Origin of the sequence: Psychrobacter sp. SZ93C1 (assembly GCF_015864635.1) — a bacterium.
Lineage (GTDB): Bacteria > Pseudomonadota > Gammaproteobacteria > Pseudomonadales > Moraxellaceae > Psychrobacter > Psychrobacter fozii.
Genome location: NZ_JADYWY010000014.1, coordinates 20,667 through 36,494 on the forward strand (window position 1 = coordinate 20,667; position 15,828 = coordinate 36,494).

At 41.2% G+C, this 15,828-nt stretch carries 13 protein-coding genes; 6 read left to right on the top strand and 7 right to left on the bottom strand.

All coding sequences use genetic code 11. The annotated features are described in order from the left end of the window. Positions 1–16 precede the first annotated feature (16 nt). Entirely contained in the window at positions 17–196 is a 180-nt protein-coding gene (locus I6E83_RS14250) for a hypothetical protein (RefSeq protein ID WP_197102868.1), read from the bottom strand. A 209-nt stretch (positions 197–405) separates the two neighbouring features. On the opposite strand from I6E83_RS14250, the gene I6E83_RS14255 reads away from it, so the two are divergent. Then, on the top strand, positions 406–1,065 hold the full coding sequence (locus I6E83_RS14255; RefSeq protein ID WP_197102870.1) for a YcxB family protein: 660 nt from the start codon (positions 406–408) through the stop codon (positions 1,063–1,065). A gap of 230 nt (positions 1,066–1,295) precedes the next feature. Next, complete coding sequence (locus I6E83_RS14260) at positions 1,296–1,775, top strand: Dps family protein (protein WP_110923124.1); 480 nt, start codon at positions 1,296–1,298, stop codon at positions 1,773–1,775. 100 nt (positions 1,776–1,875) lie between these two features. Here I6E83_RS14260 and I6E83_RS14265 read toward each other — a convergent pair whose 3' ends face one another. The 3 genes from I6E83_RS14265 to I6E83_RS14275 form a co-directional block, all read right to left on the bottom strand. Next, positions 1,876–2,559: a DUF2057 family protein gene (locus I6E83_RS14265; protein ID WP_197102872.1), complete on the bottom strand. Its 684-nt coding sequence runs from the start codon at positions 2,557–2,559 to the stop codon at positions 1,876–1,878. 56 nt (positions 2,560–2,615) lie between these two features. Further along, a complete protein-coding gene (gene hda / locus I6E83_RS14270; protein WP_197102874.1) occupies positions 2,616–3,419 on the bottom strand; it encodes a DnaA regulatory inactivator Hda in 804 nt (267 codons plus the stop codon). 329 nt (positions 3,420–3,748) lie between these two features. Further along, positions 3,749–4,855 (bottom strand): AI-2E family transporter, encoded by a 1,107-nt coding sequence (locus I6E83_RS14275; protein WP_197102876.1) that lies wholly within the window; start codon positions 4,853–4,855, stop codon positions 3,749–3,751. A gap of 340 nt (positions 4,856–5,195) precedes the next feature. Here I6E83_RS14275 and purM point away from each other — a divergent pair, with 340 nt between their 5' ends. Both purM and purN read left to right on the top strand, forming a co-directional pair. After that, positions 5,196–6,245 carry a phosphoribosylformylglycinamidine cyclo-ligase gene (gene purM, locus I6E83_RS14280; RefSeq protein WP_110923128.1) on the top strand — a complete coding sequence of 350 codons (1,050 nt, stop codon included), beginning with the start codon at positions 5,196–5,198 and terminating at the stop codon, positions 6,243–6,245. Further along, on the top strand, positions 6,245–6,943 hold the full coding sequence (gene purN, locus I6E83_RS14285; protein ID WP_197102878.1) for a phosphoribosylglycinamide formyltransferase: 699 nt from the start codon (positions 6,245–6,247) through the stop codon (positions 6,941–6,943). Before purM ends, purN begins: the two co-directional genes overlap by 1 nt. A 162-nt stretch (positions 6,944–7,105) precedes the next feature. Here the strand turns inward: purN and I6E83_RS14290 are convergent, their stop codons facing one another. Further along, positions 7,106–8,479, bottom strand: a complete 1,374-nt coding sequence (locus tag I6E83_RS14290; RefSeq protein ID WP_197102880.1) for an NAD-dependent succinate-semialdehyde dehydrogenase — start codon at positions 8,477–8,479, stop codon at positions 7,106–7,108. A gap of 380 nt (positions 8,480–8,859) precedes the next feature. Continuing rightward, positions 8,860–9,849: a LysR family transcriptional regulator gene (locus tag I6E83_RS14295; RefSeq protein WP_110923131.1), complete on the bottom strand. Its 990-nt coding sequence runs from the start codon at positions 9,847–9,849 to the stop codon at positions 8,860–8,862. Between the two features lie 753 nt (positions 9,850–10,602). Here I6E83_RS14295 and I6E83_RS14300 point away from each other — a divergent pair. Beyond that, the gene (locus I6E83_RS14300) at positions 10,603–12,189 is read left to right on the top strand and encodes an isocitrate lyase (RefSeq protein ID WP_197102882.1); all 1,587 of its coding nucleotides are present in this window, start codon (positions 10,603–10,605) and stop codon (positions 12,187–12,189) included. A gap of 284 nt (positions 12,190–12,473) precedes the next feature. On the opposite strand, the gene I6E83_RS14305 is transcribed toward I6E83_RS14300, so the two are convergent. Next, a complete protein-coding gene (locus I6E83_RS14305; protein ID WP_197102884.1) occupies positions 12,474–13,685 on the bottom strand; it encodes a DUF4349 domain-containing protein in 1,212 nt (403 codons plus the stop codon). A 357-nt stretch (positions 13,686–14,042) separates the two neighbouring features. On the opposite strand from I6E83_RS14305, the gene I6E83_RS14310 reads away from it, so the two are divergent. Next, a complete protein-coding gene (locus I6E83_RS14310; RefSeq protein ID WP_197102886.1) occupies positions 14,043–15,686 on the top strand; it encodes a CYTH and CHAD domain-containing protein in 1,644 nt (547 codons plus the stop codon). Positions 15,687–15,828: the final 142 nt, after the last annotated feature.

Here is a 15,828-nt window from a genome sequence, read left to right on the forward strand (position 1 = left end):
ATAGTTGCCTGTAACGCTAGAAGTGAATAAGAGGTTTAAAGGTTTTGTTTTTAAAGGTGATGCTTTTATCAAAATAAGTGGTAGCCGCTATAATACCAAGACCCATCTCATTTGACCATGTTTTGGCGATACTTTCATTCATCGCTTTGATGATTAATGGCATGCGATTTTTAACTTGATAATATGCTTTGGGCATTCACAAGCCCCCATAATCATCATCCGTATTAATTAATCGCTATAATATCGCGTCTATCCGTGAACAGTGCTGCTTATATGTTTCATTTGAGAGCGCTTTTCGGTAAGATAAGTGCATACCTTTTTTCACTTTCAGCCAAGTGCCGCGTAGCTGCTTCACTTTGGTGATTTAAACCCAACACTTTTAACACAAGTATTTGAGAAACCTTTATGGCCCTGTACCCCTACACGCTGCAACCTGTCGCCTTAAACCTAACTGAGGCAGAATTTCACCAAGCACAATACGAGCTATTTTCTAGTGCCAGCCCTTCTTTTGGTCTAAAAAGTATCAAAATGAAAGAGTGGATCATTATGGCAGTAGTCGTGGTACTAGCGATTGCAGGGTTGGTCTTTGTCACAGGCTACTCAACCATTATTTTTTGGTTAATGTTGGTTTCAGTGGTGGTTTACTTACTGGTTCGTACCCTTGGTTTTAAATGGTATGTCAAAAGAGAATTCGAAAAGCAAGTGGCCGACCAAGAAATGCCAGATGAGATGCGTCAGATGAAACTGGGTGTACAAAAGCATGGCTTAGTGATGGCAATGCCCGTCAATCAACCTGATTTGATGAAAAACTCGCAAATGCGTGGTATGCAAATGCGCGCGAGCAATACTCAACAAGCGGTTATCCCATGGTCTGCGGTTAAAAGCTGGGATGAGACTGATGACTACATATTTATCATGTTTGAGATGAAAGGTCAGCAAGGCAGCCAAATTGTACCTAAACGCCTGCAAGCACAGAAATTCCCAATCGACACAGTGCGTCAGCATTTAGAGGAATTCGTTGCCGTTAAAGGATTAAACCCTGAGAATTTACAACCACCAGCATAAAGTATTAAATAGCTCTTTATCGCTCATTCATTGAACGATAAAGGGTTTAGCTCTTTTGATAAACCAATCGCATTATTGTATTTATTAAACTTAACTTGTCGATGATGCTTTGTTATCATAATAGGCATCAGAAGAAAGGTGGTAGAAACGCTGGGTTATATAAATAAGTTAAAGTTATAACCTTCTTCATTTAATTTTTACATCAACACTCACACTATAAGGATAATATCATGAGTAATAATGAGACTAACCAAATCGGTCTAGAAAGAGCAGACATGAGCGAAGTAATTGCTAAGTTAAATGGCCTATTATCAAGCTACCATATGTTTTACATCAATGTACGTGGCTATCACTGGAATGTAAAAGGTGAGCATTTCTTCACTTTACATCCAAAGTTCGAAGAGCTATATACCTCACTACAAATACAAATTGATGAAATCGCTGAACGTATTCTAACGCTAGGTGGCACGCCATTACATGCTTACAGCGACTTTGCTCAGCATACCAGCATTAGCGAAGATAAGAACGTGAAAGATGGCACGACTTGTGTTAAAGGCGTGGTAAAAGGCCTACAAGAGCTTATCGAAGAACAGCGTCAAGTATCTACTCTAGCAGCAGATAGCGAAGACCAAGGGTCAGCTGATCTTGTCGATGCATATGTACAAGAGCAAGAAAAGTTAGTATGGATGTACAACGCCTTTTTGGGCTAATAGTAGCCAGACTAAAATGAGATAAAAGCTATCATGTATAAATAAAAAAAGCACCTAGATAGGTGCTTTTTTATTGTTAGATATTTACGAAAATGGTAATTTATTTTTGAATCCATTGGCTCATTTTTTCACGCTCAGCAGGTGTTGCTTGTAGCCAGATTTGCATAAACTGATCTAAATTACTGTTAGATGAATTAACGCTTGTCGTTTGCTGTACAGTGTTTTGATTTGCAACCGCTGGCTTGTCTAATGATGCAATAACACGTTGGTTTTGCATCTCAGCATCACCCGAGCCACCAAACACACCGCCTATTACGTTACCCAAACCTGAAAACAATCCGCCTTGGTTATTGGCCATACTTTGCTGGCTAGCGATCACAGTATTGTTCTGCTGCACAGCTAACGTTGGACGTTTGGCATACTCTCTAGCCGCTTTATACTCTTCTGGTTGACTTGGCATAGTCAAACGATAGGTTTGATTATCGGCTAACTGTGCTGTCACACTGACGTTACCTGAACGTAAATAATCATGCTCATCACGAGGCAGGTTATACAAGCGGTCATACTTAGCAGTGATGGCATGTTGTCCAGGTTCAAGCGTGAATTTTTTCACTAGAGGTTGAAAAGCACTCTGTTGAAGTTCTTGCCCATTAATCGCAGTGACCTTGATATGGTCATCAACCAACAGAGTGACCTCTGCTTGCGACAACATAGAGACAGAGCTTGCACCAATAAGTAACGTACCGATAGTCAATTTTTTTAGCAAAGAAGCATTGGGTTTCATAAGTGATTCCGTTAATAGTAAAAACGTTTTAGATAAAAGTATTCGTATTTTTAGGGCTAAAAGTCGAATGGCATAGTATGTTGATCTTGATCTGCAGCGTCATGATCTACTTGCGTCTCTTGCGCAATATCAGCTAGCTCTGCCGCTAGTGTCTGCTCATCAATAGTACGTAACGCATCACTTATGACTGCTTTGGATATATTGTTGCGGCCAAGGTTAGAAAACATCGGTTGAATATAGTTGAGTACTTCCATCATCGCCCCGATACGGTGCGGTCCTTCCGTAAGCAAATAGTCAATAATTCGATCATCAAACTGCCAGCCACGTCGACGCAAGATAGACTGCAACAATGCCTGACGATCTGCCAAATCATGACCATTAGGTACTTTAAACGTAGGTGCTTGTGCCAAACGGGTCAATAAATCTCTCAACTGAAAAGGTAAATCATCAGCAGGTTTATTGGCTGCAAACAATAACTGGCGCTGACCTTCACGACTACGATTAATCAAATGGAATAAAGCTTCTTGCCACTGACTGCTTTGCTCAAGGACTTCTAAATCGTCGATTGCGATCAGATCAAAGTTCTCTAAAGATGAAAGCACGTGGACATCGGCATGAATCAACTCGTTGAGTGACAAACAGATAGCAGATTTGTCCATCTCAATAAACGACTCACAGATTGCTGATAGCAAATGAGACTTACCAGTAGCAGGACTACCAAATAGATACAGCTGTCCTATCAGGCCGACATGTAACTGCCGCACTGCATCAATAATCGACATCCAACCAGGACCGGCAAAGTCGCTTAGACTTGCATCATGCTTAATGTCCAGATTGAGACTTAGCTGTGCTTCTGCCATGAATCATCAACTCGTTTTACGTAACACAATGGAAAATAGGAGGCATAACGGTCGTAGAACTGACTTTACTGTGTTCAATACGACTTGATATAAACTTGTGGCGTTGGTCTGCCGTGTTCTTGGCTATGGACATATCGTAGGACTACCATTATAAAAATGGCTCTTGCCAACGAATAACCACTGATACTACTAACACTGCGCCTATATATAACATATTTGCAAAATGACTGACAAGTCTTTTACCTATTAAGCCTTATCAACCGCCCTTTATCTCTCTCATAATTCTACCGCCAATTTATGATAAACACGTTAATTTGACAGTAAACCATCTAATTCTTTTCAAACAAAGCCAGTTGCTTACGACCTTTATAAAAATCAGTCGAACGATAATAAGCGTATAAATGGCGGAACAATACATTAAGCACCGCTGAGACAGGCAAGGCTATCAACATACCAACGAAGCCTAACAAACTTGCCCCTGCCAATACCGAAAAGATAACCCATAGCGGTGATAGACCAATCTTATCACCTAATAGCAATGGCTGCAGTACATAACCCTCAGCGGCCTGACCAACCAAAAATGCACCGGCGATTAATGACAGATAAGTCCAGTCTAGTCCAAACTGGAAGAGACATGCAGTAATGGCAGCGATGAAACCGATACCAAACCCCAAATAAGGAACAAAACTAGCAACACCTGCAACCATACCAATGATAAGTCCAAGCTCAAGCCCAATAAGCTGCAACTGCACCGCATAAATCATGCCCAACAGCACCATCACCAATAACTGACCTTTAATAAAAGCCATCAATGCACGGTCACACTCTTTGGCGATCTGAATAAACTTTTCGTTATAAGCCGCTGGAACCGCCATTTTCCAAGTATGTAAACGCTGATCCCAGTTGAATAAGAAATAAAAGGTCAGAATAGGCACTAATACGATGAGTCCAGCATTATTGATAAAGCTCATACTTGAGGCAATGATATGGCTCATCATCGTGCTGGCATCTTCGAACTTATAATTCGTTTGCATATAATCGACCAACGTCTCAGAAAACCCTTTTGACTCCAGCTCAGGCAAACTAATACGGCTGTTATTAACAAACCATTCTCGCACCACTTGGTTATACCAGTTCAACACTTTGGGTAAATAATCCCATGCCGCTTGCAACTGATTCCACAATGTCGGTATCAACCACCATAGCAGCAGCACCATTCCTAGCGTAATAGTCGAATAGACAATAATAATCGCTATCCAGCGTTTGATATATTTCGACAGACGTTTAACCAGCGGATTGAATAAGTAAGCGAGTACGAAAGCAAAGACAAACGGTATAATGACGGGCATCATTAAATACAATAAAAAGACAACCACCACCATAGCAACGACGATAAATAAGCGTCGAAAAAAGAGGTCGATTGGTTGGTTCATCATAACAAGTTATCCTAGGCTTAGGCTGATTTAAGGTTGCGATATGATTGCTTTGAAATAAGTGTTATTGAGTAACAACACCTTAATAGCAAACAGTTATTGACAGTAGATTTAGATTCCCATTATCGCAGAGTACCGTTAAAAATCAGTCATTTTTTGTTTCTTGATGCTTTATTTGCCACTTAAAGCAAGTCTTCACTAAATATCAGTCAAATATCCGCAAGTTGCTTTGCGAGTATGGGTCGTTTTTGGGTATAATGCGCCCACTATATTCAGAATTAACACGACCAACTCGCTTTTCTACCGATAGACCTTCATTCCCTATAAAATTTGTGAGATGACCATGAGTAACAAGCCTTCTTTAAGCTACAAAGATGCCGGCGTTGATATTGATGCAGGCGATGCGTTGGTTCAACGTATTAAATCAGTGGCAAAAGCCACCTCTCGTCCTGAGGTTGTGGGCGGACTTGGCGGTTTTGGCGCGCTTTGTCGTATTCCGACCGGTTACACCTCACCTTTATTGGTTTCAGGCACTGACGGCGTCGGTACCAAGCTTAAACTGGCCTTGCAACTGAATCGTCATGACACTATCGGTATTGATTTGGTCGCTATGTGCGTCAATGATTTGTTGGTTTGCGGTGCTGAACCATTATTCTTCTTAGATTACTACGCAACAGGCAAGCTTGACGTTGACGTAGCAGCGACTGTCGTCACTGGTATTGGCGAAGGTTGTAAACTATCAAACTGTGCGCTCATCGGTGGCGAGACAGCTGAAATGCCAGGCATGTATCAAGATGACGATTATGACCTAGCTGGATTCTGTGTGGGCGTGGTTGAAGAAGCCGAAGTGATCACTGGTGAAAATGTCGCAGAAGGTGATGTATTGATCGCCCTTGCCTCAAGTGGCGCTCATTCAAACGGCTATTCATTGGTTCGTAAAGTTATCGAAGTAAGTGGCGTTGATGTCACTACTAGCGATGCACAATTAGACGGTCAGCCTATCCAAGACGCACTCATGGCCCCTACTCGTATCTATGTTAAAGCCATCAAAGCTTTGCAAGACACCCTTGGCAGTTCAGCCCTTCATGCGATGTCACATATCACAGGTGGCGGCTTAACCGATAACTTACCGCGTGTATTGCCTGAAACGCTAGCCGCTAGCATCGATACCAATAGCTGGCAGTTTTCAGAACTATTCACTTGGTTACAAACCCAAGGTAACATCGAGCAGAGTGAAATGTACCGCACCTTTAACTGCGGTGTTGGCTTTGTGATTGTCGTGCCTAAAGATAAAGCTGAAGCGGCTATCAATATATTGAATGACGCTGGCGAAAAAGCATGGCAATTAGGCGAAATGGTCAGTCGTGAAGTGGATGCAGTGGTGTACCGTTAATGCTAGCCAATAATACCAGTCACGCCAACAAGCCATTACGTATTGCCGTTCTGGTATCAGGCAGTGGTAGCAATTTGCAAGTATTGATCGATGCCATGCAAGCTGGCGCACTACCGATTGAAATAGTAGGTGTCATCAGCAATCGTGATGACGCTTATGCCATCACGCGTGCCAATGATGCTGCCATTCCAGTCGCGGTACTGTCACATGTTGCTAACGGCAAACGTATGGGCATCAAAACTTTTGAGACTCATGCAAATGCGCAGCTTGTTGAATGGCAACCTGATTTAATAGTATTAGCTGGTTTTATGCGTGTATTAAGTGGTCCATTTATCGACAATGCGCCAGCACCTATGATTAACTTGCACCCTTCTCTATTGCCTGTTTACAAGGGACTTGATACCCATCAACGAGCTATTCAAGCCGGTGAGCGTCACCATGGCTGTAGTATTCATGTTGTCACTGCTGAGCTCGATGCAGGCACTGTTTTGACTCAAGCGCTGTTAGAGATCAATCAAACAGAGACGGCTAATAGTTTACAAGCACGTGTACAAAAACTTGAGCATAAATTGCTACCTTGGACAATTTTGCTATTAGCAAATAAAGTATTGTCGCTGGATACTAGCAATGGAACCTGTAATAAAACTAAGGAAAATTACTTGCCAGCCTTGCCATTACAGCTTTTTATGAACGCTTAGATTGGCATTAGAGCATGATAAGTTAGCTCGAACCTAGTTTTGGCACGTATAACATTTTTACATGAAAAAGCCCAGTCGCTCGTTATGAGTAACTGGGCTTTTTTTATCCAATGGTCATCTAATGACGACCATATTAATATCTAGCAATAATATCAACCGCCATTAAAAGACATGCACAGCCTTGATATTTACAAACTCTTTGATACCAAAGCCGCCATGCTCACGACCATAGCCTGAGTTTTTGACGCCACCAAATGGCAATGCAGGATTGGCCAAACCATAACCATTGATATAGACCATACCAGTGTCAAACTCTTCACGTGCTAGACGTACTGCTTTGTCTGTGTCTTTTGAGAAGATTGCACCACCCAAACCATAGCGACTGTCGTTAGCGATACGTAAGGCATCGTCTTGGTCTTTTGCACGAATAAGTGAAGCCACAGGGCCAAACAATTCGTCGTCATAGGCAGGCTGACCTTTTTCAACGTTTTCTAAGATAGTCGCTGGATAAAAACTGCCTTTACTATCAGGAATTTTACCACCGACCGCAATCGTTGCGCCTTTGGCCACGCTTTGCTCTACTTGCTCATGTAACTGCTCTTGTAGATCTTTACGAGCCAATGGGCCGATGTCTGAGCTCTCATCCATAGGATCGCCAGATTTTGTACCGGCAAACTTCTCAACGATACGCTTGCGGAATTCGTCGTATACACTATCTACTACAATGAAGCGTTTTGCTGCGACACAGGTTTCACCGTTGTTGATTAAGCGTGCTTGTGCACAAGTCTCTACTGCTATGTCTAAATCAGCATCTTCTAATACGATAAAAGCATCATTTGAACCAAGCTCTAACACGGCTTTTTTGATGGCTTTTGCCGCTTGTTGACCAACGATGACACCTGCTTTATCGCTACCTGTGAGCGTTACACCACGTACTTTATCGTTATTGATTAAATCTTCTGACTGGTCATGACCGATGATGATAGTACGGAACAAATCGTTCGGTAAATCTGACTCATGCAAGATTTTTTCAATCAATAGACCAGAGCCGGTTACGTTAGAAGCATGCTTTAACAAGACACTGTTCCCTGCCATCAAGTTAGCAATGGTATAGCGAAATACTTGATATGCTGGGAAGTTCCAAGGCTGCATACCATAAATGATACCGATAGGTTGATAGCTAACCAATCCTTTTTTCATGCCTTCAATATCACGTACATCATCAGCCAATGATTCGATACCATTTTCAGCCGTATAGTCACAGATTGCTTTACACAGATCGATCTCTTGCAAGCTTTGGCTATATAGCTTACCACGCTCTTCTGTCATCAGCTTAGCCAACTCTTCTTTATGCTCAATCAGCTTATCACCGATAGATTGAATCACTCGGCCACGCTCTTCGTGGCTAACAGTGCGCCATGCTAAGAAAGCTTCATGTGAAGCATCAACAATTTTATTAACCTCGTCTACGCTCATGTAATCGTAATTTTTAATCTCTTCACCCGTGGTTGGGTTGATAGTAGTAATATCTGACATGTTATTGTCCTTGTTATATTTTATTTTATGTTTAGTATTTTCAGTTTATAAAATAAGCGTTGGTTACTGTTTTGTGGCTCAGCATACTCGCCAAACGTTATGTAATAAGTTCTTTTTGTATCATAAGTTCTTATAGCAACCGATCACTCAAATAGGTATCAGCTTATTGGTGCACTGCTTTCTATCCGTGGTCATCATAACAAGGTAATTTGGCTAAGAGTTTTACAATATATTGTGAAGTGTGTTGAAGATGTTAAGAGTGTGACTGATATATTAAGTACAGCTAAACATCATATATAAATCATTAATCGCTAGAACATAAAAAACCAGCCCTGCGGCTGGTTTAATTAAAAATTTATCTGTCTTAGAAAATAACCAATTTAAAACAGATGGTTCATCACAGGAATCTCTTGTGGCGGATTTTCTTCCTCATCAACGATTTGACGAGCCACATGCATGATAAGTTGGCGTAACCAACGATGAGCGGGATGATGTTGTAATAACGGTGACCACGCCATCGTCAGCTCAAACTCAGGAATGAAGAATGGCGGCTCTTCCATTTTAATACTATCGTTATTTGCCTGCATTTTTGCCACACGGGTTGGTAACGTTGCTACCAAATCTTTATTAGCAGCAAGCATGGCTGGCATTTGATAATGACGAGTGAAGACACTAATTTGACGTTTTTGTCCTAAACGTTGTAGCGCTTGATCGATAGACCCTAGACCACCTGATTTTTCAGGATTGACCCCAAAGCCCACACCCATGCCAGTTTTAGATACCCAAACATGCTGCGCTTTCAGATAGTTTTTTAAATTAAAACGATTGGCATAAGGGCTGTCAGAAGACAACAGACAACTAAAAGTATCACGCCACACCAACACTTGGTGAAAGCTCTGTGGTATCTCATTAAAGCGGTTAATTGCTAAGTCAACACGTCCCTGCTCCATATCACGATAAGAGACGTCCGATGGTGTCAAGAAATCCAAAATGACATTTGGTGCTTCTGAGCGTAGTGCTTTGACCAGTTTAGGAACTAGCGTCGCTTCTGCATAGTCTGACGTCATGATACGGAAGACGCGAGAGGTGCTATAAGGACGGAACTCAGTACGTGGCTCTAACACTTGCGTCAAATCTGCCAGTATCTCACGAATACGAGGTTGCAACTCTAAAGCCCGCTCCGTTGGTGTCATACCTTCAGATGATCGAACCAATAGAGGGTCGTTAAACAATTTGCGCAGACGGCGCAAAATGTTACTCATCGCAGGTTGGGTAATGCCAAGCTGCTCAGCTGCACGAGTGACATTTTTCTCTCGTAACAACACATCTAGATGTACCAATAAGTTTAAATCTACCCGCTGCAAATTCATATATAGTTCTCTTGGCCTTTGGATAAGTGCCGTTATAAGCTTGGCATTTTTGGTGCTGTTCTAACAATTTATGGTCTATAACAGTGTAATTCTGCTACTTTTTATCTGATTTTATGCGATATCTGCTAAGTATAACCCAAACCGTCTAACGTAAGGTACTGTTATATATGAATTATAACTAAAGAAAATACCCAAGATAATAATCATAAATTAGATAAATCTTGGTAAGGCAGTTATAGTAAGTCTCATAGGATGACTTGTAACGCAAACGATACAGCTTAGTTTTATAGACTGGCTACATTCATTTGACCGACACAATTATATAGTATATTGATGGTCTTTATCGGTAGCATCATACGATGAATTGATTGCTTAAAAGACCGTTATAGTCATTAGACAATGACCAAATCTATCGCACAAACTGTCTATTATTGTAACATTTCTTATTGCCGATAATGACATCGCCACTCAATAAAGAACGCAAGTGCCTTAGAAATATATGAATAAGCTCAGCAACCTTTTATACATTACCTATTTTTTTTCACTACCAAGTTCTAGTAATTCTCTTGTATTAGTGACTAAGTTTGTTTAGGGTAAATAAGGCTTTAACTGATAGCTTGTAATTCTGTCTGACCTTATGAGATGTCAATAGCACTAATATAAAGTCTAAATGTATACCTTTTCAGTCATACACAATCGTCATTATTTTAGCACTTAACTTATTTGTTTTTACACCCCACCAAGGAGACATAGATGTCAACTGCATATAAATCAGCGATCGACTTAGTACGTGAATTGAAGCAAAAGCACGGTAACTGGCAGAATATCAGCGAAACCGATGCGGCACGTATGATGTCACAAAACCGTTTTAAAACGGGCTTGGATATCGCAAAATATACTGCAAAAATCATGCGTCAAGACATGGAAGACTATGACAATGATACGTCTCAGTACACACAGTCTCTAGGTGCATGGCATGGTTTTGTTGCACAACAAACTATGTACGCTAAAAAGAAATATTTCGGCACGACTTCTAAAACTTATATCTACTTATCAGGCTGGATGGTTGCAGCCCTACGCTCTGAGTTTGGTCCACTACCTGACCAATCTATGCACGAAAAAACATCAGTGCCTAAGCTAATCGAAGAAATCTACACGTTCCTACGTCAGGCCGATGCTAAAGTATTGAACGATTACTTCCGTGAGCTAAACGCTGCTGAAGAAGCTGGTCAAGATACTTCAGCTATCGTAGAAAAAATCGAAAACTTTGATTCGCATGTTGTGCCAATCATCGCTGATATCGATGCAGGTTTCGGTAACGAAGAAGCCACTTACCTATTGACTAAGCAAATGATCGAAGCAGGTGCTTGTGCCATTCAGGTTGAAAACCAAGTATCTGATGCTAAGCAATGTGGCCACCAGGCTGGTAAAGTAACTGTACCGCATGAAGACTTCATCTCTAAGCTAAACGCTATCCGTTATGCATTCCTGGAGCTTGGTGTTGAAGACGGCGTTATCGTTGCTCGTACTGACTCTGAAGGCGCATCACTCACACAAAAAATCCCAGTATCAAATGAGCCAGGCGATCTAGCTTCTAAATACATCGACTTCATCGAAATGGAAGAAGTTACTTTAGAAAATGCAAAAGAAAACGACAGCTTACTTAAGCACAACGGCAAACTAGTACGTCCAGTTCGTCTGCAAAACGGTCTATATCAGTTCCGTGAAGACACAAACATCGACCGCGTTGTACTTGACTGTGTGACCGCTCTAGAAAATGGTGCCGATCTACTATGGATTGAGACACCTACTCCAGATGTAGAACACATCAAAATGATGGTTGACCGTATTAAAGAGCAACAACCTAAAGCGAAGCTTGTATACAACAACAGCCCATCATTCAACTGGACGCTTAACTTCCGTAAGCAAGTCATTGCACAGTGGGAAGAAGAAGGCAAAGACATCTCTAGCTACAATAAAGATGACTTGATGAGTGCTGATTATGACGGTACTGAGCTTGATGCAGCAGCTGATATCGCTGCTAAGAACTTCCAACGTGATGCGTCACGTGAAGCTGGTGTATTCCACCACTTAATCACGCTACCGACTTACCACACGACTGCTCTTAGCGTTCATGAACTTGCTAAAGGCTACTTCGGTGAAGAAGGCATGCTTGCTTATGCAGCTGGCGTACAACGTAAAGAAATCCGCGAAGGCATCGCTTGTGTTAAGCACCAAGCAATGGCTGGTTCTGACCTAGGTGATGACCACAAAGAAATCTTCTCTGGTGACAACGCACTTAAAGCTGGCGGCGGCAAGAACACAATGAACCAGTTCTAATCACCGACCATCTATAGGTAATTGCTAAAAAAGCCGCCCTACATTATGTAGGGCGGCTTTTTTATGGCTGTTTATTGACACTCTGTTATTGTGAGCTTTTTAAGCTTCAATTCTAGGGCGTGTCCTCATTTTAAAGATGATGATAAAAATGAGATAAATTGCCGTCAAACGAGGAAAATAACGCAGATAATATCAGGATATTAACCAGCTATTTGACGATGTTTAGCTATTTTTAGCTATTTTTAGCTCATTTAGAGGACACTCGTTTGAATTGAGAACACGCCCTAGTGCTTAGCATCCTTGCTATCAGTCTCTTTAGCACTGTCGGTATTATCACCTACCTGATTGCTCTTTATACCCTCTGAATGATGGATATCTTGGTTTTCACCCATCAGATTACGTCGTAAGTGTTCTACACGAGGGCTGTGTTTAAAAAACTTACGATAGATCGCTTTTATCATTCTATAAATGAGATAAAAAGCACCACCAAGCACCACTAGCCACCACAATTGTATAATGCCAAGTGCAAATGACCTGAGCATACTCCAACCATCTTTGAATGATTTGTTGACTTCGGTGCCAAAACTTGGACGCTCAGCATCTATCAAAACGTCTAGGTTTTGCGTGGTTTCTTTATAACTGACATCTGGCTGCATAAAGCTCAGATTGATGGTGCTGTATTTAACCTTATCGGCGATATCCATTTGCTCAAGCTTTGCCAATTCTTTTTGGCGACGTGCTGCATAAGTAGCGGTGATAGCATCGACATTACTACCCTGATCTTTATCATTTTTGCTATCGAGACGCTCTTGACTGAGCTCATCCGCCATATCGCTATTTAGCTGACTTGCCAGCTGCTCACGATAAATATCTAAAGTAACGTCTTGTGCTGTGAACTCTTGACCATTCAAAAAAGCCACTTGCTGCTGCATTTGTTCTAAAAACTTATTGACGTTGATACGAGGAACTCGAACCGTCATTTCAGCTTGGCGATTATAGGTTGTGATTGTAATATTTTTATCACCTCGAACAAAGGTTCTATCACTACGTGGATAATTGCTAATATTACTGAGCGCCACATAGCCACCCTGCTGCCGTGTCAATGTCTCAATAGCAGCGCTACTCTTGACCACGTCTTTGACAGTAAAGTTTGCACTGGCATTAATCAGCAGCTCTTTACCTTGTATTTGGATATTAGCGGCCTGACTAGCAAGTGTCTGCTCACTACTCTCTGATAAGCTCTCAACCGTCAGCTCATTGGCTTGATTGTCAGCCTCTGATTCTAGCTCTGCAACAGCTGATTGCTCAGACATCATGGTATTTATATCAGCGTCAACGGCTTTTTCATTCGTATAATCGCTTGGTTCCTCTGAGGCACTTTCTGCATATTCCTCAGATTGACTACAGCCACTCATCAGTAATACAGACCCGAGCATTGCCGCTGCTATAGCTAATGACAAACGATTGGGTGGTGATGATGTTTTAAGCTTACTCATCATAGAATCGTGTTGCCTATCAAAACCAACCTGCTTTTTCAAAAGGTGGCTTTCAGATACCATAAGGATTTCTCTCATATTAAATATACTTTTGTTCAATATTTTCTCAATTATAACGACAATAAAACAAAAGTGTATTTTTTATAGAAAAACACATAGATAGTTCTATAGAATATTACTTGTTATTAGATGATAGCTTTCATACGATAGAGTTGATTCAATCTAAAAAAGTACCAAGTAGCCGAGTACAGATGTGTAGTACTTTCACTCGACTTCCTTGTATCCAAATTATATTGAGCCGACTATAGATTGACTAAAGTACTCACTTAACATTTATCAAAATAATTGGGAGCCACCATGCAAGAGATAGAACTGAAGTTTTTGGTGCCAGAATCACGGCTAAAAGGCTTGATGCGGCAAGCTCAAGTCAAATCCTCACAGCTGACGCAACTGGCTGCCCATTATTACGATACGCCTGACCAACAACTAGCAAAAGCAGGCATTGGCTTGCGTATTCGTAAAGAAGGCGAGTCGTGGGTGCAGACAATCAAAGCTGGCGGCGATGGCATTGCCGCGCGCTTAGAGCACAATGTGGTATTAGATAATGAACAAGTACAAGCAATGCTCGATGCCAACTCCCTCATGCCTGATTTGACCATTTATAAAGACACTCCAATCGCTCCTGCATTGTCTAAATTTAAGCTCAAAAAGCTGGCAAAAACACTGACACGGCTATATGTTACTGATGTACAGCGCACCACTCGATTGCTAGTAGAAGACAGTAGCGATCAAATAGACAATCAAATAAACAATAGCATTGAGATAGCCTACGATCATGGAGAGATTATTCATGGTAATGATGATGCTCAGCGAGAAGTCATTCAAGAGATAGAATTCGAGCTCATATCAGGAGATTTAGACTTTCTGTTTATGACAGCCAAAACTTGGTGTCAGCGCTATAAGCTGTGCCTATCTACTGTGACCAAAGCCGAACGTGGTGGGTTGCTCATCAACGGACAAAATCATAGCCTAGCAGTTAGCGCTGATCTTAGTCAGCTAAACATCAATAAAAAAACTAGTATGCCTGCCTTTGTAAGGGCTGCCGCGCACAACTGTCTGCTACAAATACTACCGAACAGCAGTGCTATCGTGGCAGGTAGCACTGACAATGGCCACATTTTGCAGTTACAGATAGGCATTCGCCGCTTATGTGCTGCTCTAAATGCATTTGCTAGCTTCTCTGATGAAATCAACCCTGATTGGCAGCCAATACTAAGTCAAACGGCCACCTTACTTGGCGATTATCAGGAGCTGGATTACCTAGCAAATTATATCGAACCTAAGCTGCAAGAATATGGCGCGCCTATAACTAACTGGGCGACGGATATTGATGCTCTCAAAATCAAGCCTATCGATGCCATCAGCGTCCCTGATTTTCAGCTGACCTTATTAGAACTCATTGCTTTTACCATGAGCGATCCAAGCCTTGAGCCTCAAAACAACAAGCTTGCTACCGATAAAATTGTAAAAGTCTTATCCAAACAATATGAAAAACTGCTCCATACTGATGAAGAGCTTGGTGAGGGAAACAATGTTGAAAGCGAGAGTATGGATTTAGAAGACGTTGATTTAAAAAATATTGATTTAGAAGATGTTGATTTAGAAAGTACGAACTCAAACCTTGATACTGATGACCAAGCAGACTTTGAATTGCATCAGCTAACAGATTTGCGTTACATCACTGAGTTTTGTGCACCTCTATTAAGTAAGAAAGGGTCTAAAAAACGCACCGAACGCCAGCTAAAATTTTTGCTCAAAGCTCAAAAATCATTAGAGAAATATCATGGTTATGCACAATATCAACAGCGTTATCAGTTAAAATCAGCTATAGATAATAATGCATTATATGGTGCAGGTTGGTTTGCAGCCGTACTCAAAAACGACACTAAACGCAGCGATAAATGCTTGGCCAAAGTGAGAGATCGTTCGATATTTTGGTGAAATATTCATCGTAAAATAGCAAAAACGTAAAATAAAAAAGACAGCCCAGTCTACGAGGGCTGTCTTTTTTTGATCATCTTTAATTCAAATAAATTAATATAGATTATTTAATCCACATATTTGTACTACCATCTATTCACAT